Raw genomic sequence first — 22,417 nt, forward strand, 5'->3', positions numbered from 1 at the left:
GTTCTGATCCCCTTGCCGACCGAACAGATTGGCAACAGAAGAGGCTTCCTTCATTTTTGCGATTAGCTCGGATTTGATCATTTACCCCCTCAAAACCGGCAGTTTCGCTCATTTACCTACCGCGCCATCTGTTTTGCCAGAAGGGCAGCTGCAGACAAATCAAATCCGCCATCGCCATCTTTGATGATCCCATCCTGCATGGGCCGAAAAAGGGAGGTGAGAACGATTGTCTCATTGGCAGGATCGACCGTTGTGTCCTCCTTCAACGCCATGAAAGTCTCGGCAAAGGCACGCTTTTCATCGGCATCGAGAGATAGGTGACGCTCACTCAAAAAGATACGATACTGCATTTTGGTCGCCCAAAGGATCAGCGAGGTCATCAACAGCACGCCGGCGACGGTTAGGGGGCCCTTTGCCGAGAATACCCTAGCGCAGCTTGGGGTCTTCCCGGGCAGACAACTGACCTTAGCAAAGCTGTCAGCAATATAATCTCCCGCCAGCCACGGCACGCCTAGCCCCAGGATCATAGCAATGACCGCCGCAATCCAGAAGTTGCGAAGCGCGTCGCCTGCCCGTTCTCTGTGAGACTTCGCCCGTTCCTCCCAAAGGGCAACTGGCGCCCTGAGGCGCAGCTGGGTGTAAAAGAGATCCTTCAACGCCTCGAAGGCATCGTCCCGCTTCTTCTGCTTTTCCTCCGCCAGCCGATCAAGCCTGGCGATGCGTATGTCCGCCTCGGCGAACCGGCGCTCGACCTCCATTTCAATTTCAGATCGCCAGGCACGATAGTTTCTCGTCCGCCCGCGCTCAGAGCCTGCAAAGATGGCTCTCAGTTTCATCGCGTGTCGGCCGATTCGATCCCGCGTCGCACGGAGGCTGGCGTCATGCTGCGCATTGACTTGAACCGCTTCGCCTACCGTCCCATCAAGCGCCTTCAAGACGGCTGTGGCGCGAACCTTGGCAGACCTGAGGCCGTCGGAGGCAACCTTATGACCCGGCACGACCGAAGCGGCATGAGCGGCAGCGATTAGCAGTTCTCCCCGCTCCATCGGCACTCTTGATACTTCAGGGCCACCGCGGGTCACCGGAACGCCAGCCTCGATGGCCGCAAACCGAAAATAGGCAGCGACGGCGTCTTGCGAACGATCCGCATGGTATAAACCAAGGACCAAGCGGCCTTCGACGGTGTCCGAAGGAGGGGGAAGGATGTTAGAACGACGGAACGAAGCCCTGCTGAACGAATTGAATTTGCCAACGTCGTCGATCAGCTTGCCAAGCTGATCAAGGGAACCGGCTAGGCTGTTACCGCTATGCGTCACCTGCCCGGTCTGAAAACTAAGTTGGCCTGCCAAGGCGGGTAGTTCTGCCAGAAACGACAGCCATTCCGCTTTCTCCTGATCGAGATATGATCCGATAGTCTTGCGGCTGGCGCGCTCGATATTCAGAACGCTGTTATACTGAATTATGTACGGTTCTTGCCCCATGCCGACACCCTCTTTTACTGGACGCAGTGCTTACCTTCTCCAGCTACACCAATAAACCCTCGATCGCCCTAATCGGTTGGCGTAATAGAGTATATTGGTGCCGTCCGACCCTGAAGGGAAAACGGCCCCGCCGAACCGACGCCTGAGATGTTGAGCGACGCTGATGGCTTACCGCCGCTGCCTGTCGGAATTGGGACTGTGATACCAGAACGGCAGTCTCGTGCCTCAAAATTCCGGTCTCACCATTATCATCTTACAGGATAGGATATGAGCATTGATGCGCCGAACGACCCCGGCCTAGCCAAAGTTCACTCACATTATGCCTATCCTGGTATGAACACATATCCCGATAGTCTTGGACGATCAAGCTTACCAGCCATTACAGACCAATCATTCTCAGGGGTTTTACTCTGGGAGTAGATAAAGTGAATACACCGCGCGATGACAGCGAGGGCGGAGAGTTGATGCAAAAGGGTATGGACATCCTCTCCGGGTGCCCGTTGCCTTGCCTCATGATCACGTCCCCCGCCGCATAAGCGACAGGATGGGGAGTGATCGATTGACCAAATTTATCCAACCGCCAGAAGCATCGGCATTATGTATCGCGCAGGCCGAAGCGGCGCTTCTGCATGGCACGATCGAACGGCGCGATTTCATGCGCATTGCGCTGTCGGCCGGACTGAGCGTCGCTGCCGCGGCCGGCATGGCCGGCTTTGCTGAACGGGCACGGGCCAATCAGCTGCAGCTGGGCGCCAATCTACGCAAAAGCTATGACTATATCGTCTGCGGGTCGGGATCGTCCGGCGCAGTTGTAGCACGGCGCCTGGCGGAAAATCCCGCCGTTAATGTCCTGTTGCTCGAAGCTGGTGGCAGCGATGAGGTTCCTAGCGTCGAAAAGCCAGGCCTGTGGTTCACGAATCTGGGCGGCGAGCGCGACTGGGCCTTTGCTGCCGAACCCAATCCACACATCAACAATCGCCGCATGCCGCTCTCCATGGGCAAGGTGCTGGGCGGCGGATCGTCGATCAACGTCATGATCTGGGCACGGGGGCATAGGAACGACTGGGACTATTTCGCGTCCGAGGCGGGCGACGATCGTTGGAATTACGAGAATGTGCTGAAAATCTATCGCAGGATCGAAGACTGGCAGGGCGAACGAGACGCGCTGCGACGCGGCAAAGGCGGCATGGTGCATGTCCAGGCGCCCGACAATCCGTTACCGATCGCGCCAGCGATGCTGGAATCCTGCAGAGGGGTTGGTATTCCAATCTTTACGGACATGAACGGCGCTATGATGGAGGGAACGGGCGGCGCTGCCATTCCCAATGTCCGCATCAAGGAAGGACAGCGCCTTTCGGTATTCCACACATATGTCCGGCCAATTCTGGACCGCGCCAATATCACAGTGCTGACACAGGCTACCGTACAGAAGATCCGCTTCAAGGGTAAGCGCGCTACCGGCGTTGATATCATGCTGGCCGGAAAGCCGTTCTCGATCGGTGCCGAGCGAGAAGTTGTTTTGTCGACGGGCGCGATCAACACGCCCAAAATACTGATGCAGTCTGGCATCGGCGACGCCGCTGAACTCAAGCGCCACGGAATATCCGTGGTGCATCATCTGCCTGGTGTGGGTAAAAATTATCAAGATCATTTCATGATCGCGGGATGCGTGTGGGAGTATAAGGAGCCACTCGCTTTTCGAAACAATGCCGCAGAGGCGACTTTCTTCTGGAAAAGTGATGCCCGGCTGGACACGCCCGATCTTCAACCGTTCCAGATCGAACTGCCCTATACCAGCAAGGAAACCGGCAAGCAGTTTGCGCCGCCGCCCGGCTGCTGGTCATTAGCCCCCGCCGTTGTGCGACCGCAAAGCCGTGGCGAAGTGAAAATTACGGGGGCCGACCCGAACGCGCCTGTCAAGATCTTTGCCAACACTATGGCCGAGGAAGCCGATCGCACGGCCATCCTTCGCTGCATCGAACTGTGTCGCGAGATCGGCAACTCCGGGCCACTAGCTGCCTATAACAAGCGCGAAGTGATGCCAGGACCGATTAAGGGTCCACAGCTCGAAAATTTCTGCCGGGATGCAGCCGTAACCTATTGGCACGAAAGTTGTACCGCAAAGATGGGGCGTGACGACATGGCTGTCGTGGATGGCCAGTTGCGGGTCCACGGCATTGAGGGCCTGCGCATTGCAGACGCATCCATCATGCCGCGCGTCACAACCGGCAACACGATGGCCGGCTGCGTCATCATCGGCGAACAGGCCGGCGCCCTTCTGGCAGCCTGAGGGATCACAACATAATATTTTGGGAGTTTTTATGGTTGAAATGCCAATGAAGTCGCGCGTCCTGCGCATGGCCGCTCTGCTGACGGTCGCTGTGGGAATTTCCGGTAAGGCCCATGCAGTCGATGTTGATCCGGGGGATTATACCGCGCTCCCTGAGGGCACCAATCTGGCTCTTCTCTACGGCATCTATACCGACCGCGACCAGTTGCAGGTGCCTGATGTCGGGACATTGAAGGACGGGACCAGGCTTCGATCCGCAATCGGCCTCGCCCGTTTCGTGCATTTTATGAAGATCGGCCCCTTCATCGTCGATCCACAGATCATTGTGCCATTCGGAACCATTTATGATGGCAAGGTCAATGGCCAGCGCCTAAACAAATCTAGCGGAATTGGCGACATCACGCCCTTTGCGACCGTGTGGCTGGTGAACAAGCCAGATCCTGACCATGCGACCTATCTAGGCGTGTCGCCAATCCTGACTTTCCCCACGGGAACCTATGACCACAAGAAGGCGGTTAATCTGGGCGGGAACCGCATGACCTATGACCTCCAAATCGGTTTGATCAAGGGTCTGGGCAAGGGCATTACCGTCGATCTGACAGGAGATGTAATCTGGTACGGCGACAATGATAAATATGGCGCGGCAAAACAGACACTGTCGCAGGACAAAAGCGCGTCGGTGCAGCTGTGGGGTCGATATGCGTTAAACCCCAAGACATCGCTATCTCTTGGCTATGCAGGATATTGGGGTGGCAAACAGCAGGTCGACGGCCTCTATAATGGCACGAAGACCGAAAATCAGCAGATCCGTGCGGCTGTGCAGACCATGGTGTCGAAGAGCGTGCAGCTTGAGGCCATTGCGGGCCGGATGGTGCATGTCGAAGGGGGCTCCGCGAAGCGGGTCGCGTACAGCTCCGCGTCCTGAAAATCTTCTGACACGCAAGGACATACGCAGGAACGGTGCATCACCCTTCGTGCGCTTGGAGAAGATTCAGTCGAGCTGCTTCGGGCTTGCCTGAAGCAAGCGCGGGGAGAGCGGATAGCCCCATTCTGCAAACAAGGAGGCAAATGTCCGAAGCAGCGTCATGAACTGAAGGGACATCTCGCCGGGCCGGTGATAGAGGAAAATTGGTGACGAAGCCCTTGGCCGTACGGGTCGGCAGACGACTTCGGGATGGGCAAGCCATTGCGATGTTGCTGGGATGAGGCAAGCTCCAACGCCTGCCGAAACCATGATCAACGCCGTTTCCAGCTCCCGAACCTCAATCACCTCGTCAGGCGTGATGCCTGAGTCGCGGAAAATGGATAATATGACATCCGCGTGGCTCGGCCGGGGTTCGCGGGGATAAAGGAGGAGCGGCATGCGAGCGAGTTGCGCCAGTTCGATGGGATCATGGGGACTACCCCAGCCCGCCGGTACTGCAGCGACAAGCCTTTCTTCACGCAACAATTCGCGCGAGATCGCCGGATCGTCGATACGTACCCGACCAAGCCCGGCATCAATACGCCCAGCCTTTAACGCCTCGATCTGTTCTGAACTGCTCATTTCACTCAGGATGAGGTCCGTATCGGGTGCCTGCGTTCGAAAGCGCCGCACGATCTGCGGCAGGCGGACATAAAATTCTGAAGGAATCAAGCCCAGCGTGAAACGTGGGCGCTGGGCGGTAATGTAGCCCTCCATAGCCCGCTCCATGACATCGTGCCTGTCCAGAACCTGAAGTGCATGCACGTAGAAAAGCTGACCTGCAGGCGTCAACACCAGCGGGCGGGAACTACGCTCGATCAGTGTCGTGCCGACCTCCTCTTCTAATTCCTGGATGCGCCGGCTGAGCGGTGGCTGCGCCATGTTCAGACGCGCAGCGGCACGCGTGAAGCTGCGTTCGGACGCTACTGTGACGAAATAGCGCAATCGTCGAATGTCTGCCATATGTCCTCTGGGTTACAATGGATGATTATACCCTCAGGATATAATCGGCAACCAAGTTGGTCTTTGCAAAGGAAGTTTGGGGCCTCCATTTGAAAGACCGTACGAATGTTTGAAACTATAACAAGGAGATGGCTATGCCCAATAGCAGCGCGCAGGCAGCCGCTACGTTTCTGCCCGAAAATTATCTTTCCGGTATGTTTTACGGCAATGGCTGGTCAAGCGGTGAAGATCTTGTAGCGGCCGTTGAACCGGCAACTGGTGCACGGCTCGGCACGATTGCGCTGGCCAATGCCGACACAGTTGCTATCGCTGCTAGATCAGCGCGCAAGGCACAACGCGAATGGACTGCAAACAGCCCAGACGACCGCGCAGCGGTTTTCCTGCGCGCCCTGTCTTTAGGCGAACGATATCGCGAAGACATAATCAATTGGGTGGTGCGGGAAAGCGGTTCGGCCCGTGGAAAGGCAGCGTTTGAGTTGCAGGTCACGCTCAAGGCTATCCAGCTGGCCGCAGCCATGCCGCACCAGGCGCAGGGGTTGGTCCTGCCGACGAGCCCGGGTCGTATCAATCTGGCCCGGCGCCGCCCGATCGGGGTTATCGGCATCATCGCACCGTTTAATTTTCCGCTTTATCTGGCAATGCGGGCGGTCGCGCCCGCGCTTGCCGTGGGCAATGCCGTTATCCTCAAGCCCGATCCGCGCACGGCGATTTGCGGCGGGCTGGTGATCGCGCGCCTGTTTGAGCTGGCCGGCCTACCCTCCGGCGTCCTGCATGTGCTCCCGGGTGGAAGCGAGGCGGGTGAAGCGTTGTGCAGCGACCCTGAAATCGGCATGATCCAGTTTACAGGATCGACCGGCGCGGGACGGATGGTCGGGCAAAATGCCAGTCGCCACCTCAAGAAGGTGTCGCTCGAACTGGGCGGCAAGAATTCGATCATCGTTCTGGAGGACGCGGATATCGATTTGGCTTTGCGTAACGTGGCGTGGGGCGTGTTCCTGCACCAAGGGCAGATTTGCATGTCGGCCGGCCGGGTGCTGGTGCATGAGGCTATCGCCGTGGATTTTGTAAAGGCGCTGGCGCAAAAGGCCCAGGCGTTGCCGATGGGCGACCCAACCGACGAGACGATCGCAATCGGGCCGCTCATCAATCAGCGGCAGGCCGATCATGTGATCAAGGTTGTACGCGAAACGGTCGATGCTGGCGCTATCTTGGCCACCGGTGGCACGGCGGATGGGCTTTTCTATGCTCCCACGGTCTTGTCTGGCGTCACCCCTGACATGAGCGCATTTCGCGAAGAAATTTTCGGTCCGGTGGCTGTCATCACGACGTTTGCCAACGATGCCGAGGCGGTGAAGCTTGCCAATCAGACCGAATATGGCCTGTCGGCCGCCATATTGTCACGCAACGTGTCGCGCGCGCTGGCACTGGGTGAGCAGCTCCAGACCGGCCTGCTGCATATTAACGATCAGACGGTTAATGACGAAGTGGTCAATCCTTTCGGCGGGGTCGGCGCGTCGGGCAATGGCAGCGCGATCGGCGGCCCGGCCAACTGGGAAGAGTTCACCGAATGGCAGTGGGTTACGATCAAAGGCGAAGCGCCAGCCTATCCGTTCTAAACGGACACGACAGCATAAGGACTGTGAAATACCATTTGGGACAATATTAGTACGTCGTGATTGCTGGAAGTGGCGCGGCCTGTCATGGTGGCTTGACTGAATTCTTCACCAGCGTAGCTTTGGCATGATGCGGTGGTTAAAAGTGCACGTGTAGAAGTCGGCAAATGAAGCAGGAGTTTGTTACCGTCGGACCCGATCTGGCGAAAAGCGTTTTCCAAGTTCACGCGATCGGGGGTGTCGGTGCCGTTTTGATGCAGCGCAAGCTTCGGCGCGCAGAGATAGTTGGCTTCGCATGAACGACAGGAGGAACTGCCTTCTCATGCTCGGTCAGCGCTGCACGGCATTGCCACCCAACTGTGGGCGTTCAAAACCGAAATTATCAGACTTGAAGCGCTGATACTCGCATGACACTGCGCCGACTAGACAAACCTTCGGCTCGCTTCGATCCTGAGTCTTGGCCCGATCGCAGCGTCGGCCATACCTCGGCAGTGCCCGATGCGTCTCTGTTCCGATTCTATCGCAGATTTCAGCCTAGCTCGGGCTTCCCCATCGAGCTAGCAGCTCCGACGGCAAGGAACCGCTAGGCGGGATCACCAAGCCGGGCGACGGCTACTTTCGAAGACTTCTTGTGGACGGCGCGCCTGCGATGATGGGCATGAGACGTAAAAAATAACGACCGGCAGACGTGGATGGCCCAGTTCTTGGAATACAAGCCTGCGAAGATCACGACAGTCGCGCTCGCCAATAAAACAGCGCACATCGCTTGGGCGATTATGCCGTGCTAAGAAGTCTACGCGGCTGCAACCGCGTGACTGTCATCCGTACTGCGGTTAATGTCCGGCGGCATGATGGCGTAAGAGTAGCAGAATGGGGATGACGAACCGGTCGGATCGGGGAACGGCAAAACCCTGAGGGTCACAGCACTTCGGGCGCGATAGCGTGATTAGGCAGCCGACCTGTGGACGTCATCAGTAGCAGCAGCCATACGGTGCTGCGAAAACAGGCCGAACATATGGATGCACCCGACCGGAGTTCATCGCTAAACAATAGCTCTTACGCCGCGGGGGGGGGGCGTCCAGGCATGTAACTACTACGAACACATCATGCCACAGCTACGCTGGTGCAGAAGTCGTCCGCGCCATCACATCAGGTCACGTCAACCTTCATAATGCGATCGGGTCGTGAAGGTCGATACCGGTGCGCTCCGCCATCCGCATACGATAGGCCTCGACGGCGGGCGGATAAACGATCCCGCGCACGATCGACAATGTGCGCAAGGTGGCAAACAGGTGGATGTCGTCTTCGGATAGCTCACCGTTTACCGCATCTGAGGACTGGATCAGCGCAGCGAGCGCCGGCAAATGCCGATTTAGCGTGCCAATGTAGTCAGGACTCGCTGACATATGATTTGCAAAGGAGCCGATCATGGCTTCCTTATTACGCGTGAAATAGGCCCTCGCTTGCGGCGTAGAGAATTCCTGAAAATGGGAAGTCGCCCATCGCGGCAGCGCCAACCTGAAAAGCGGATCCGACGTATCGCTGATCCACTGCGCAACGGCCGGGTTTGCAGCTCCACAGAGGATGGGCGGCCCAGCCATGGCGTCGATATGAGCGACGATATCCATACTTTCTGCGATGAAGCGTCCATCATGATCGAGGATCGGGGCCATTTTCTTGCCGATCATCGCGGTCGGCGTTGCCTCGTCATCGTTCAATAGGATGACAAGATCGTAGGGAACGCCCTTCAATCCGAAGACGGCGCGGGCTTTCACGCAAAAGGGGCAATGGTCGTAGACGAAAAGCTTCATGACGATTGACTTCACAGATGCGCGTTGCAGAGAGGCCGACGCTGGGTTGCATTGACACTCTCTATCTACGGTTGCGGCGGGCTTAATAAAGTGGCTGCCTGGCTCTTCTGGGTAGACCGCAACGCTACTATCACGCTGCCGATCTCAGTTCAGTCCACCTCGCGCCGCCTCCAGGACCAACCGGTCGACGACATGCCTCACGCGCGGCGTGAGGTGGGCGCGACGCGGCCAGACGGCGTGGACCTCGACCGGAACCGTAGAAAAATCTGTCATCACTGCCTCAAGTTCTTTCCGATCCAGGCGTTCACGCACCATAGAGATCGGGACCTGGCAAAGGCCCAGCCCGGCGACGGTCGCATCCACCATCGCTTCGCCGTCGCTGATCTGATGCGCGACCAAGGGCGTGACCTTCCGAATCTCGCCGTCCTCGCGCACGATCCAGGCCAGAGGCGGCCCCTTTGGCGAGCCCACCACGCACCGATGCGCGCGAAGGTCGGCAAGGGTATTGGGTCGCCCATGTTCGTCCAGATAGGCTGGCGCGGCGCATATTATCCGCTCCTGATCGACAAGATGACGCGCAATCAGATGGCTGCTGTCAGCCAGGGCGCCGAAACGGATTGCGAGATCGACGTCGTCCTGGAGCAGATCGCTGGTAGCGTCAGTGAAGGTCAGTGCAAGGTTGAGGCCAGGATTGGATCGCGCAATGTCGGCCAGAATCGGCAGTAAAACGCTGCGTCCGAACGCGACTGGCATATCGATGCGAAGCCGCCCGCTCAGGATATGGCCGGACGAAGTGAGCGCCGACTGGGCAGCGGTAACCTCGTCCATCGCAGAAGCGCAGGCGGCAAGATAGGCCTCGCCGTCCGACGTCAGGCGGCTAAGCCGCGTGGTGCGATGGAACAGCTTCGTGCCGAGCCTAACCTCTAGCTTGGCGATGGATTTGCCAACGGCTGACTTGGTGATGCCGAGTCGATCGGCCGCGAGTGTGAAACTGCCGGTACGTGCTGCGGCGACGAAAACGGACACGCCTTGAAGAGGATCCTGCTCAGGCATTGTAGCATTTCATTCCACTTAGAGTTGCCAATGCTGGCCTTTATAGCGGATTGTTCCGCTATACATAAGGGCCTGTAACGCCGCGCCCACGCGCGCATTTTGGAGGATAGAATATGCAGGACGAAATCTACTCAATATATCATCTCTCGCTGAAACCCGCTGACTATGACGCGTTCAAGACGCTGGTCGAGCAGATCGTCGAAGCGACCTCCAAGGAAGCCGATACGACGACCTACGAATATGTCGTCAATGCCGAGCGCACCGTTATCCACATCGTCGAAAAGTACCGTACCAAAGGTCTATTGCCGCATGTCGAGCAGACTTTCGCGCCATTTGCCGAGCGCTTCCTTAACCTCGCCAAGATCGACAAGCTGTATGTCTATGGCGACACAACACCCGAAATCCGCGCGAAACTCGACGGGTTTGGTGCTGAATATCTAACCCCATTCGCCGGCTTCTCCCGGTAATCTCCAGACAGGCATCGACGTCGAAAAAATAGGAGCTATTCTGGTGAAACCGTCAAGAACGATCCGCTGGACCGGACTGTCTGGCGCTGTGTTCCTTGCGCTGGCATCGGGTCCAGTCTTTGCGCAGGCGACCTCAGGTCCGAGCGACTGTGGAACGCTCGTAGGCGCTTCACTGACGGGTACGCGGATCGTTTCTGCGACCCCGGTCGCCGCAGGCGCGCTCAAGGTCGCAGCATCACCAATTGCCCCCGACCTTGTACAGCGCGTCGCGTCGATGCCCGCGTTTTGCCGTGTAGTAGCGGTCGCCACGCCGACCCCGGACAGCCAGATCGGCATCGAGATCTGGCTCCCGCTCAACAAATGGAACGGCAGATTGCTTGGGACCGGTAATGGCGGCGGTGCCGGGCGGATCGCCTACGAGATGGGCATGGTCGAAGGCTTGAAGCGCGGCTTTGCTGTCGCCAATACCGACATGGGGACCGCCCCTGCCATCAATAGCACGATCGGCCATCCTGAACGGTGGGTCGATTTCGGTCACCGCGCGACACACGAAATGACGCGGGTGGCCAAGACGATGGTATCGACATTCTACAAAGTTACGTCTTTCCGGTCCTATTTTGAAGGATGTTCCACCGGCGGACAGCAGGCGCTCAGCGCGGCTCAAAGGTATCCGGAAGATTATGACGGCATTCTTGCAGGAGATCCGGGCAACAACCGTACCCATGTCGCAAGCTATTTTCTCTGGAACTACGCTGCGCTCAACGTCTCGCCCCTGGCGAAGCTGTCGGCGGGCCAATGGGCGATGGTGTCGCGTGCTGTCCTTGCCAATTGCGCGGGCAAGGATGGCGGGGCACCAGGCGACCGCTTTTTGATCGACCCGAGGCGATGCAGCTTTGATCCTGCATCCCTTCCCATCTGTCGATCAGGAACGTCTGCAGAGGACTGCCTGACTGCACCCCAACTCGCGACGGTCCAACGCCTTTATGCGGGGCCTACCAATCCACATACTGGTGAGCGCATATATGCAGGGCTGACGCCAGGTAGCGAAGACCAGCCGCTTGGGCCGGTGATGCAAGGCGATCCAGCAACCTGGCCGGATCAACAATTCTATCCGTTTCGCTGGACCCTTGGCGCAGCATTCGTGCCTAGCCGGTTTGACTTCGATTCCGACCTTGATCGTGTCGATGCACAGCTTGCCAGTGTGCTCAACGCAAACAGCGCTGACCTCTCCGCGTTCGCGCGCCGGGGCGGCAAGCTGATGATCTATTCGGGGCTTGCCGATCCGGCCGTTCCGTTCGCCGAGGTGGTCAATTATTATGATCGGTTGGAGGAGAGTGCAGGCAGTACTAACCAGCAGTTCGCGCGGCTCTTCCTTGTGCCAGGGATGGGCCATTGTTTTGGTGGGCCCGGCGTTACTGATATCGGGCAGCCCTTCACGTCAAGCGTTCCACCAACGGCGCAGAATGACGCGCTCATGACCCTTGTCGCTTGGACCGAAGGCGCGAAGCCTCCAGCCATGCTGATCGCACGCACTCCGGCGGACGAGGGCCAACCGGCCAAGGACAGGCCGATCTGCGCCTATCCGGCGTTGCCCCAATATCGTAGCGGCGACGCGTCGAAGCAGTCGAGTTTTGTCTGCGTGCCGCATTCGCGGGGCGTGGACCAACGGCCAGCAGACCGCTATCTCAACTGACGGCGAGGAGGACAGGCCTATGACCAAGACCATGCGCGCCGTGGTCATCCGCGAGGCGGGCGCGCCCGAAGTCCTACGGATCGAGCATCGCCCCCTCCCCGTACCAAATGCGGAACAAGTATTGATCCGAGTCGAGGCATTTGGCCTTAACCGCTCGGAGATGTTCACCCGCCAGGGCCACTCGCCGGATGTAGTATTTCCCCGCATTCTGGGCATCGAGGCTGCCGGGGTCGTCGCAGCGGCACCCGGTGGCCAGTTCGACGCTGGTGAGAAGGTGGCCACCGTGATGGGCGGAATGGGCCGCGATTTCGATGGCGGATATGCGGAATATGTCTGCGTACCGGTAGGACAAGTACGATCGTTTCGCAGCCCCCTCCCCTGGCACATGCTCGGCGCCCTGCCCGAGATGCTGCAAACCGCATGGGGTGCGCTGTTTCGTGGGCTCCGCCTGCAGCGAGGCGAGCGCCTGCTTATCCGGGGCGGCACCACCTCCATCGGCCTGGCAGCAGCGGCCATCGCCAAGGCACATGGCGCGCTGATCGCCGCGACGTCACGAAATCCGTTGGGTGAAGCTGTGGTCAGGGGCGCTGGCGCTGATCATTTCCTTGTTGATAAAGGTACGGTCGCGACCGCCGTACGCAGCCTGTGGAATGGCGGTGCGGACAAGGTTCTCGAACTGATCGGGACCGGAACGCTGGCGGACTCTTTGGCAGCCGTGCGCGAGCCCGGCATCGTCTGCATGACCGGTATGGTCGGCGACCGCTGGTCGTTTGCCGACTTCGCCCCGATGGACGTCATCCCCACCGGCGTGTCGCTGGCGACATATTCGGGCGGGGTCGATGATTTCATGGCCATGCCGTTCCAGTCGCTGATCGATAGGGTCGAGAGTGGCACGCTGCCAGTGAGGATCGGCAAAATCTTCAAGTTCGACGACATCGTCGAGGCGCATCGCTTGATGGAAAGCAATCAGGCTGGCGGCAAGATCGTGGTCCTCACCCAGGAACAGGGGTCAGACTTATGAAGCTAATCGCATTGCGGACGGCCACCGCTTTCGCAACCTCAACATGAAGGACAATCACAATGGCTGATGAATCTGGAGGGAGCACGACACTACTGCTTGAGGCAACATCTTCCTGGAATGATGTCAAATACAGCGCTTATCCATCGGGACGACCAAAGCTGACGACAGTTCGCATGACGATTCCGGCGAACTCGAAGCTCCACTGGCACAAGCACCTGATGCCTAACGCGGCATATATCGTCTCTGGCGAGCTGAAGGTGGAAGAACGCGAAACCGGGCGCACGGCGACTTACCATGCAGGTCAAGCCTTTGCCGAATCCATAGATAACGTCCATCGCGGTGTTACCGGCAAGGAGCCAGTCGTCGCAATCGTTGCCTATGCCGGGGCGGAGGGCCAAGCGCTCTCCGTGCCATCGGCAAATGAAGGAGTAGCAGATGACTGAAACGACATTGCCGCCCCCCACAAATGATGGCCGGAGCCCCGGCGATCCACCGCTGATGCCATTCTGGCATATGGATAACAGTGCCGAGGGACGTTCGCAGATCGTTCAGCGCTTGCTGGACGGTTTCCATCAGAAAAGTGTCAGCGGCGATACCGATCCGATATGGATGCGCCCGTTTGCCGGCACGGTGAAGGCTATATGGTTCAACATCCTGCCCGTTGGGTGGATCGGCGACTGGCACCCCAGTCCTTCGTTGCAATGGGTCGTCCCCTTGTCGGGCCGATGGTTTATCGAAACCCAGGATGGCAAACGGGTCGAGATGGGGCCCGGCGACATTCATTGGGGAGCAGACGTCGAAACGACACTCGAAGCCAGTCGCACAGGCCATCGTTCTGGGCAAATCGGCGACTCGCCGTGCGTTCAGTTGATGGTGCAGTTCAGCGACGGCGAGGTTTGATCATCATTGTCACGGCCGAGATTTTGTCCGCGCGGGCTGGAACCGGCCGCCGTCACTAATCGACCGGTTTCCTCACCAACCTATTGGTGTGATCATTTGATCAGGCGTTCGATCGGTTTGGCCGGGCATCGTCGGTTGATTCCAGAAGAGCTGGCTACGCTAGAGCGTTTTCCACTCATTCCGGTTCATACTCGCATGATTTGAAGTAATTGGCGCATTCGTTGGGCTGGACGATATCGACGAGCTTTCCGATCAGGCCCCAACGCCCACTGACGGTTCGCTCGCCTGCTTGATGTGTTCCCACCGCAAATTCCGAACCGCCGAGAATGGGCATTATGGTGAACTGTAACTAGTGGTTATGGATAAGGGCTGAAACGCTTCGTGCGTATCGAATTTGCCGCCAACGCGTCGGGCTGTGATAGATGCCAACTGCTTTCCAGAAATCGCCGCTATCACGAAGCGCTGAAAGAAATATCCAGCGAGCTACGTTGACATTGAAGCATGCATCATCCCGCAACCATGCCCTCACCTGGCCCTCGTTGCGCGCGATCAAACGTGCAATCCGAGGCACCCACCAACTGTTTACTTGCATTGGTCCGAGATCATGCGTGCCGTTATCATTGCGTACCTCCGCGCCGATCCAGCCACCTTCCTGCTTTCGCAAGGCCATAAGCGTCTGCCGCAGCCAGTTCCGGCCCGAGGATGCTTTCTCAACACACACTGCAATTACGGCCTCATGATTATTCGAAGACCCCACGACAGCGTGGCTCTTCGGCCACGCCGGGTTCGTCACGGCAACGATCAGGACCACGGGCATGACGATCCCCCGGTTGACGAAGAACCTTCTCATCAGGGTGATAATACCGCCCGGTAACACCCAAAAGGCTAGACCAGAAGCTTTCGCACTCATCGCGAGTGTCCGCGATAAGGCTTGTCGTCTCTGGCGCGATTGGGTTGCTGCGTGGGTTGGTCCTTTTCACCGGACCGCTCCTTAGCCAACACCCGCTGGATAAGTGCTGTCAGCGCATCCGTTGCCGAACGGGCCACTTCAGCGATGCCGCCGTGACGGATAGGCATCTGCCGTTCTAATGCAGCGTCCCGCCGCTCCGCGTCAGTTTTTACCCTAGAGACCCGGAGGCGATCGCCATAGCGGGTCCGAATCGCCTCTGCATGGTTAGGATCAAGCCGCCCCAGCCCTTCGAGCGCCGATCTTTTTTCGCCCGTTCGGCGGATGAGCCTGTCGGCAAGCCTCTCCGGGTCCTCCGTCCATAGTTTCACGCCGAACCGCGCGCGGGTGATGGCAGTATAATAATTCTGGCCGTTGACGAGCGGCGAGTTTACTGGGGCCAGTATATAGGCGCGGGCGTAGGTTTTGGATTGCGAAGAATATACGGTCTCCGCATAGCCATGATCCCAGGTCTTGAAGCGGGTCAAATCGACGGATTGGACGTCCTTGGCCCGATCCCACCTGATGCTCGCGATCGGACCATCGAGCTGAATGACTGTCCCGCGCTCCGCATTCTTAAGCCCAAGGTCTTTGGTCGCTAGGCGCCATTGAATTCGATCGCCGACCGCGACGCCTCGCTCCTCGGCGTTAAAGACGTTGATCTGAGCGGCACGCGTCAGTCGCGGATCCCATCGTATCGTGTGGCCAAGCTCGTCCACAAGACGAACGACCTGTCTGCCATTCTCTTCCCGGCCGAGCCCAGCGACGCGATACTCGACCTGCCGTGCGATACCCTGGCGCGCTTCATCGCGGCTAAACATGACGACCTGGCCTCTGGAATAGAAGCGAGCCATGCGTCGTTCTTCAGAAGACAAAGGCGAAGGCGTTAGAACCTGCAGCGTCACATCTTGAGCGGCGATCACGCCTTCCCTCCGAAGGGTAGAACGGATCTGATCGTTCACGATGATCCTGCTGGCATTGTCGAGAACCAGAATGTTTGTATTATCCCGGTTTTCACGTTTGAGCCGCGTCCATTCAGACACGAGATCGCGCGCCAAGCCATCTGGACCGCTGCCGCTCACGACCTTGTCGAGGCTGTCGATTGACCCGGCATAGTCTCCCTCTCGGGCCAGCGCGACCGCATGCCGCATGAGACGCGTTTGCTGCCGCATCGACTCGGTGAGTTCTGCTTTCGGAAGTCCTAGCCGCTGCAATAACCAGAACGCCTTGCCCTGTTCGATCGCGCCGGTCTGACGATTGTCACCAAGCAGAAGGAGCCTTACGCCGGTGTCGCGGCTGATTTCTAGAAGACGAAGCGCTTGCCGATTCCCAAGTTGGCCGGCTTCATCTATGACGAGCACATCGCGACTATCGATACCGTGTCCACCGCCGGCGATGAGGCTCGCTACGGTGCGCGACTCTATTCCCGCCATGTCTCCCAGATTTGCCGCAGCGGAGGATGTGGGCGCTAGGGCAAGCATCCGAATGTCAGGATCAATGGCTTTGGCCATCGATCGAACGAGGGTCGATTTGCCAGCTCCGGCAACGCCGTGAACGCCGATTAGCCGATCGCGCGAGCCCGCAAGTTGAGCCAAGGCCTGCTCCTGAGCTGGGGTTAGTCCCGAGGTTTCGAGTGCCGCCAGTAGTCGGTCGCTTGACGCGAGGCGCGGGGCATCATCCATGGCAAGCGCCAGATGCCGGGCTAGGGCAAGCTCCAGCCGCGCCGTCTTGCGACTGGTCCTGCCCCTCGCGAGAAGCCCGTCGCCCGTCTGCTCTCGCGTTACGAGCAGCTTTGAGCGCGCCTCATGTTCGACGATAAGGGGACGCAGGTCCGATAGCGTGACTTCACCGACATGAGCCGCAAGGCCAACACGGAGCAAATGACCCTGATTATTGACCGCCTCCCGATCCTCCGAATGCCTGATCCCGAAAAGCGCTGCCCGGCGAGCTGTCATAGGATCAACGACAATCTGCCCTATTTCTGACCGCTCGGCACGATCTTGCAGATCATGCAGTTGCGGAAGAAGGCCTCCTGCCCTCTCCTTCCAGTCCTCCTGCAGGTCGGCCATCCCAACCTTCTCTTTGGGGCCGCGCGTCTGATAGAAGGATGCGACCCGGGCCGCCTGGCCGCTATGTCCATGTTCGGCAGCATGCGCGTTGATCTGCTCGGCACGCCGGGACATAGCCTTCACAAGATCGGCCGGTACGCCTCGTATTTCGAACAGCCCTTTTTTTGGATCCGTCTCGATCTCGTAGCCGAGTTCCCGAAGGGAAATGGCCAGAGCATTTCGGTATATTTGTCCGCCGACCATCTGCTCGGCGAACATAGCCCTGCTCTCGACGCTGGTCATTGGCGCACCGGCTGCCCTATTGGTGATGTTCATGATGACAACATGGGTATGAAGATGTGGGTCGAGTTCTCGGCTCGCATATTCCGTGAAGCGTGCAAAGATTAGTCGCGCCGTCGTCTCATGGACGATCTTTCCGCTATCGCGACGGCGAAAAGCCGCATGCTCCTCTATCCAGGAGAGTGCTTGACCCACGGCCTTCTCATGCGCGCCGATGACCCGGCCATCCTGCGCAACGAGCGCCAGAATCGAAACGGACTTAGGTGCATTGACAGCAAAATCCCAGCCGGGGTGGTGCTCGAGCGTTCCATCGGACCGGTGTCGGCCAAGCTCTTGTCCAGCGACTTTACCTGAAAGCAATTCGCGGAAGACGTCCGGATCGACCCTACCCTGCAGACCCAGTTCAGAGGCAATCTGGCCGCCCCATTCACTGTGCTCGTCGCTCCCTTTCGAATAATAATCGCCGATCGCATAATAGCGGGCAATGTTACCGGCCGAGCCGGAAAGGCGTCGCGGATGGATCATGCCGGGTCGGCCTTTCCTGGCTTATCGTTCGTTCGACCATGACGCAGAAGGGGCACGGTTCTGGAACCCGCGCGAGGCCCCAGTGTCGCTGGCGGGGTTACTTTAACCTTCTTGCCTTCGGATCCTTGGGATCGTCGGCCCTGCCGGGCAAGCGGCAGTTCCGGCGAACGAGTAGCCGAGATATTCGGTCCTGATCTCTGACCCGGCGCATCCCTGTTGGCAGACTTTCCCGTCGTCCGAGAGGACTTCCGACGCTGTGGCTTGCGTTCTCCTTCCCTTGTCGCGCTCCGGTTTGCTTCGATGATCTCGTCGGCAAGTGGAAGGCGTACGGGTTGGGTTGTTCGCTCGATAAAGGCGGGCACAATCGTGGGGAGCGAATTATAGCTATCCTTGAACCGGACCACAGGGAGGTCGCGACCGAACCGCAGAAATCCGGACAGGTTTGGGAGGTTGGTGACCTCCGTGTGCATGACGAGTGGCCGCGTGACCTGCATGCGTGAGAGGTTCACCCCGTCGCGCATGTCGTTTACACCATAAGACATGCCCTCATTGGCTTCGATCTGCTCGACCTGGCCCAGATTCTCCGAAACATGTTTAGCTGTCGGGGTATCGTTCGCGCGCAGGGCGATCCAGGTCGAGCAATAGCCGGTGATGGCCGCCGCATCCTGGATGCCGTATGTCGCCTCTAGCTGCGGGTACGACTGGAAACCCAGAATGCCGCATCCGCCATATTTGCGGGCGCGGGCCAGAAAATCGCTGAGCGAGGGCAGCCGCTGCAGCGTGGGCAGTTCATCGATGATGCAATAAAGCCGTCGGTCGGGGTCGGGCGCCATGCTCATGATCGCGCCGATCGCGATGTCGATCCACACCGTGATGAGGGGGCGTAGTGACGGCAACTGGTCGGCCTTGACGGTAATGAACAACCAGCTGTCATCGTCTTCATTTTCAACCCAGCTTCGGATGGAAAAACCGTTCGTGGCGTCGTCCAGATAGGAAAAGCTACGCATCACCGACGCCAGCTCAGCCTGAATGCCGGCCGAGGTCCGGTCCCCCTCCATGCTGATGAATGCGGCCGCTTCAGTCCCCTCGGCAAACGCCACCAGATCCTTCAGGCCTGAGCGAAGCAGTCGGTCGAGCAGGATCGAGACGAGCGTATGCTTCTGCCGAGCAAGCTTGCGCAGGACCCCCACCAGCGTGCCTCGTGCCGCGCGTGCCCAGAAGGGATCACCGACCTTGTCGGGGATCGTGGACTGGGCGATTTGATCATAATGATAGTCGCGTGGGACATCGACCCAAGGGGACCAATGGTCGGTCCGCTCGTCGAGGGGATTGAGCAATATGTCCTTATCCGGACGGTAGAACTTCTCAACGAACGCCCCCGCCGTATCGTAGACGATTGCGCGCTTTCCGTCTCGCCGAATGCCGGCGAGCATGGTTGTGATGATATTCGTTTTGCCTGTCCCAGGCGCGCCGCAAAGCACGACATGTTCCGGCTCGAACGCATGGGGCAACGTCACGCCGCCAACTGTAAGGCTCCCCTTGCGCCGCCGGCGAAGGGCTCTGCGAACCATCGCTGTCGTGCCGAACCTTGCCCCTCGCAGAAACTGGTTGGACCCGAGACCTCGTCCCGTCCGCGTGAAATAATACCAAGCCCAGAACAAGGCCAGCAGAGCGCCTACTCCACCAATCGCCGCGCCCGTGATCAATGCAGCTTCACCGGCATCAAGGGTTCTGCGGGCCAGTCCCGATGCCAAAAGTCCTTCCGCGCTCGTCCAATATTGATGACCGTAGGGAGCCTTGAATAGTACGGGATCGCTGCCGCCGCGTGTGGCCTCACGGCGGAAGCTGGCCAGCGCGAGTTGCACCAGCACATAGCGTTGATAATCGGTGAGCGTCTCAAGACAATACCAGAGAATGCCGATGATCCACAGAACCAGGCAGGCCGTCATCGTCTGAAAAAAGACCTGGGTGGTCATGCGGACATTGTGGACAATGGCCTGCCCGCCCCGGGTCCAGGATCCCAGCGTATCGTTACGAAAGATGCTCATCGCCGGTCACCCTGCGAACGAGGGTCATGTGTGGCAAAGACGCCGCCTTCATCCGGCTGAGGCGCGAGCAGTCCGCGCTGTTCGAGGAGGATGCGCGCCTCCTCCATTCCTTGCTCGATTGCCTCGGGGGAGCGGCGACCGACTGCGACTACAAGGATCGAATAGATCTGGAGACAGGTCGCCAGGATTTCGTCATTCGACGTGAAAATATAGCCACGATCAGGATCGGCGGCCTGCGCCAAGACAGATCTAGAGAATTGGGAAAGGGTAAGGTCAGCGTCATTGGCACGCCGCACCAGGCGTGCATGCAGCGCGTCGTCGATACGAAAGTTGAGTTTGACCACAGGGCCGCTCCATCAATTGGAGCCCCGTCGGATGTCGTAAAGCGTTGCCCTTATACCCACAAATCTCATCTTTTACAAACGCGGCTGCGGTGTCCCATGGACCACGAGCCGCATTCCTAGCAAATCATGGGTTCTGAGGCGGTCTGACCGAGGCTAGTGGTCCCCGGACCACAAAATGCCCTCTAAAATGAATACATGTATTCCCACACTATCTTCCTGATTTACAACCAATAATGCGCGGCAGCACCCGTGCGTAGGGTGCATTACAAACGGCCCCGCGCCGTGCGTCTGCTCCTTCGCAGCGGCCTGCCGCTGCGCCAGCCTCGACCGGGCACGGGCGTGGCTCCCCGGAGGGGTTCTTCTTTTTGAAATGGTCTTGCGCCAAAGCGCTCCATGTTGGATCATCATAGTCGGCGGGCAGACCTCTCAATATGGAGTTATGGTCATGCCGAAACTTTCAGAACGCGAGCGCCTTGCCGAACTCGAAGCGCGACAACGCCGAGCCGCACAAGAGGTAGAAACAGCCCGCCGCGCCTTGCGCGGCAAATATGCCGATATTGTTCGAGACCTCCCCGTGGAGGCCATGAGCGAGCGCATCTTCAAGGACCTGCTGACAGAGGCCATCCGGATAGGCGGAGAGGCAAGCTTCGCAGCGCTGCAAGCGATGCCGCCGGCTTCCGAAAGGAAGCCTACTTCTTCAAAATCAACCGCCAAAGGCGTCCCTGCAGCGAGCACGGTGTAACCGCGCGCAGCTGGCCGCGACCGGCTGTTTCCGGTTGCGCATCGCATTGCGACGGACCCGGCTTGCCGGGTTCCCGAGTGGGGCGATATTGATAGGTCGAGACAAAAGAAGGGACGGCGAGAGCAAGATGCTCCCGCCGTCCCTTGCCTTCGTCAGACAGCGCCCTTCGGTCCTTGTCCGCTATTCTGGTCTGCCAGCCGGAAGAAATGCGCGGGGATGCCCTGCTTGCGGACTTCGCGCGCCAGATGGGACTGAAGGCCCGACCCTTCACACACGATGGCTTCCACTGGCCGCAACCCGAGCAGTTGTTCGTTGCGGGCAAATCCCGCCCGGTTGCCAAGGCGGCGGTTGAGGGTGAAGGCGATGAGCTTGCACCCGCTGCGCGCGGCCCAGGCAGCGGCAATGGCGTCGCACCCTTTGTCCTGCGCGGTCGTCGCCAGGATCATGCCCGGCACGCTCGCGCGGATCGCATCCAGCCGGTCGTAGAGCAGCCGATGGTCCTCCCAGACCTGCCCGCCTGAGAAGATGACGACCGGCCCTTGCGGCGCATGCGCGTCGATCTTGCGCTGCCGTCGTGCCGCTAGAAAGTCCGTCGCGGCCACCACCGATGCGGTGCGCTTGGAAGATGTCAGCGACGCTCGCGGCGCCGCCCAGGGCTTCCCGGTTTCGGCGAGATAGGTGGCAGCGGCGTGGTCGCGCATGCAAGCCAGGGCATCGCGCGTCTCGTCCAGCGACTGGCACAGTTGCTGCGCCTCCTCCAGTTCCCGGGTTCCGACCTCGCTGCCATCGGCTTGGCGGATCAGCGCCTTGACGCTCATCGCGGCCTTGTCGGCCTGCCCGTCGATCTGCAGGGTGACCTTATGCAGGCTGTGCACGACGCCCCAGGCAATCCGGTCGGCGATGGATTCGAGCCGCGTGTCCTGCAGCACATCGAAGATGGTGCGCACGAGCATTTCGGTCGCATGCTCGACTGCAACCGGGTCGGGCATCGGCGCGTCGGTCGGATCTTCGCCCGGGATGATACGGTATTGATCGACTGTCTCGGTGAAGGCCTGTGCAAAACGGTCGTGGCTGGTGGATGAAGTTGTATAAGTCATCGAAACCTCCTTTGAAAATCTCTTCAAGAGGTTCTCTTTTCGGCACGGGCTCCGGCCGACGGGGTCAAGGAGCGCGGCGCAGCCGCGACCGCGCAGCGGCGATGGGGGTCA

18 protein-coding genes and 1 pseudogene are annotated in these 22,417 nt (G+C 59.0%); 10 read left to right on the forward strand and 9 right to left on the reverse strand.

The features are described 5' to 3' along the window. Positions 1-116: 116 nt before the first annotated feature. On the reverse strand, positions 117-1,481 hold the full coding sequence (locus BSY17_RS19760; RefSeq protein ID WP_069066748.1) for a DUF6161 domain-containing protein: 1,365 nt from the start codon (positions 1,479-1,481) through the stop codon (positions 117-119). A 559-nt stretch (positions 1,482-2,040) separates the two neighbouring features. On the opposite strand from BSY17_RS19760, the gene BSY17_RS19765 reads away from it, so the two are divergent. Together BSY17_RS19765 and BSY17_RS19770 are read left to right on the forward strand one after the other, a co-directional pair. Continuing rightward, positions 2,041-3,771 (forward strand): GMC family oxidoreductase, encoded by a 1,731-nt coding sequence (locus BSY17_RS19765; protein WP_069066749.1) that lies wholly within the window; start codon positions 2,041-2,043, stop codon positions 3,769-3,771. Between the two features lie 46 nt (positions 3,772-3,817). After that, on the forward strand, positions 3,818-4,696 hold the full coding sequence (locus tag BSY17_RS19770) for a transporter (RefSeq protein WP_171899276.1): 879 nt from the start codon (positions 3,818-3,820) through the stop codon (positions 4,694-4,696). 66 nt (positions 4,697-4,762) lie between these two features. Here the strand turns inward: BSY17_RS19770 and BSY17_RS19775 are convergent, their stop codons facing one another. Continuing rightward, entirely contained in the window at positions 4,763-5,698 is a 936-nt protein-coding gene (locus BSY17_RS19775; protein WP_069066750.1) for a LysR family transcriptional regulator, read from the reverse strand. 134 nt (positions 5,699-5,832) lie between these two features. On the opposite strand from BSY17_RS19775, the gene BSY17_RS19780 reads away from it, so the two are divergent. Further along, the gene (locus tag BSY17_RS19780; protein ID WP_237236401.1) at positions 5,833-7,314 is read left to right on the forward strand and encodes a benzaldehyde dehydrogenase; all 1,482 of its coding nucleotides are present in this window, start codon (positions 5,833-5,835) and stop codon (positions 7,312-7,314) included. A 164-nt stretch (positions 7,315-7,478) separates the two neighbouring features. After that, positions 7,479-7,604, forward strand: a pseudogene (locus BSY17_RS21980) (IS110 family transposase); the annotation flags it as partial. Between the two features lie 873 nt (positions 7,605-8,477). Here BSY17_RS21980 and grxB read toward each other — a convergent pair. After that, on the reverse strand, positions 8,478-9,122 hold the full coding sequence (grxB, locus tag BSY17_RS19785) for a glutaredoxin 2 (RefSeq protein WP_069066751.1): 645 nt from the start codon (positions 9,120-9,122) through the stop codon (positions 8,478-8,480). 144 nt (positions 9,123-9,266) lie between these two features. Continuing rightward, positions 9,267-10,175: a LysR family transcriptional regulator gene (locus BSY17_RS19790; RefSeq protein WP_069066752.1), complete on the reverse strand. Its 909-nt coding sequence runs from the start codon at positions 10,173-10,175 to the stop codon at positions 9,267-9,269. Between the two features lie 113 nt (positions 10,176-10,288). Between BSY17_RS19790 and BSY17_RS19795 the strand changes: the two genes are divergently transcribed. Genes BSY17_RS19795 through BSY17_RS19815 form a run of 5 tightly spaced genes read left to right on the forward strand, consistent with a single transcriptional unit; the run spans position 10,289 to position 14,256 of the window. Next, positions 10,289-10,642, forward strand: a complete 354-nt coding sequence (locus BSY17_RS19795; RefSeq protein WP_069066753.1) for a putative quinol monooxygenase — start codon at positions 10,289-10,291, stop codon at positions 10,640-10,642. Positions 10,643-10,685: 43 nt separating this feature from the next. Further along, a complete protein-coding gene (locus tag BSY17_RS19800) occupies positions 10,686-12,335 on the forward strand; it encodes a tannase/feruloyl esterase family alpha/beta hydrolase (RefSeq protein ID WP_216095584.1) in 1,650 nt (549 codons plus the stop codon). A 19-nt stretch (positions 12,336-12,354) separates the two neighbouring features. After that, complete coding sequence (locus tag BSY17_RS19805) at positions 12,355-13,356, forward strand: zinc-binding dehydrogenase (protein WP_216095586.1); 1,002 nt, start codon at positions 12,355-12,357, stop codon at positions 13,354-13,356. 59 nt (positions 13,357-13,415) lie between these two features. After that, positions 13,416-13,799, forward strand: a complete 384-nt coding sequence (locus tag BSY17_RS19810; RefSeq protein WP_083217171.1) for a cupin domain-containing protein — start codon at positions 13,416-13,418, stop codon at positions 13,797-13,799. Beyond that, positions 13,792-14,256, forward strand: coding sequence for a hypothetical protein (locus BSY17_RS19815; RefSeq protein ID WP_069066755.1), 465 nt, complete (start codon positions 13,792-13,794; stop codon positions 14,254-14,256). Before BSY17_RS19810 ends, BSY17_RS19815 begins: the two co-directional genes overlap by 8 nt. Positions 14,257-14,605: 349 nt before the next feature. On the opposite strand, the gene BSY17_RS19820 is transcribed toward BSY17_RS19815, so the two are convergent. From BSY17_RS19820 to BSY17_RS19835, 4 genes are read right to left on the reverse strand one after another with little or no spacing between them, the layout of a single operon-like run. Beyond that, the gene (locus BSY17_RS19820) at positions 14,606-15,166 is read right to left on the reverse strand and encodes a lytic transglycosylase domain-containing protein (protein ID WP_237236404.1); all 561 of its coding nucleotides are present in this window, start codon (positions 15,164-15,166) and stop codon (positions 14,606-14,608) included. Then, the gene (gene mobF / locus BSY17_RS19825; RefSeq protein WP_069066756.1) at positions 15,163-18,075 is read right to left on the reverse strand and encodes a MobF family relaxase; all 2,913 of its coding nucleotides are present in this window, start codon (positions 18,073-18,075) and stop codon (positions 15,163-15,165) included. The genes BSY17_RS19820 and mobF overlap by 4 nt, the downstream gene beginning before the upstream one ends. After that, the gene (locus tag BSY17_RS19830) at positions 18,072-20,123 is read right to left on the reverse strand and encodes a type IV secretion system DNA-binding domain-containing protein (protein ID WP_069066757.1); all 2,052 of its coding nucleotides are present in this window, start codon (positions 20,121-20,123) and stop codon (positions 18,072-18,074) included. Before BSY17_RS19830 ends, mobF begins: the two co-directional genes overlap by 4 nt. After that, the gene (locus BSY17_RS19835) at positions 20,120-20,467 is read right to left on the reverse strand and encodes a hypothetical protein (protein ID WP_069066758.1); all 348 of its coding nucleotides are present in this window, start codon (positions 20,465-20,467) and stop codon (positions 20,120-20,122) included. Before BSY17_RS19835 ends, BSY17_RS19830 begins: the two co-directional genes overlap by 4 nt. A gap of 445 nt (positions 20,468-20,912) precedes the next feature. Here BSY17_RS19835 and BSY17_RS21025 point away from each other — a divergent pair, with 445 nt between their 5' ends. Further along, positions 20,913-21,209 carry a hypothetical protein gene (locus tag BSY17_RS21025; protein WP_083217224.1) on the forward strand — a complete coding sequence of 99 codons (297 nt, stop codon included), beginning with the start codon at positions 20,913-20,915 and terminating at the stop codon, positions 21,207-21,209. Between the two features lie 152 nt (positions 21,210-21,361). Here BSY17_RS21025 and BSY17_RS19845 read toward each other — a convergent pair whose 3' ends face one another. Beyond that, positions 21,362-22,306: a DUF2493 domain-containing protein gene (locus BSY17_RS19845; protein ID WP_069066760.1), complete on the reverse strand. Its 945-nt coding sequence runs from the start codon at positions 22,304-22,306 to the stop codon at positions 21,362-21,364. Between the last annotated feature and the right edge of the window lie 111 nt (positions 22,307-22,417).

It is taken from the genome of Sphingobium sp. RAC03 (assembly GCF_001713415.1).
GTDB lineage: Bacteria > Pseudomonadota > Alphaproteobacteria > Sphingomonadales > Sphingomonadaceae > Sphingobium.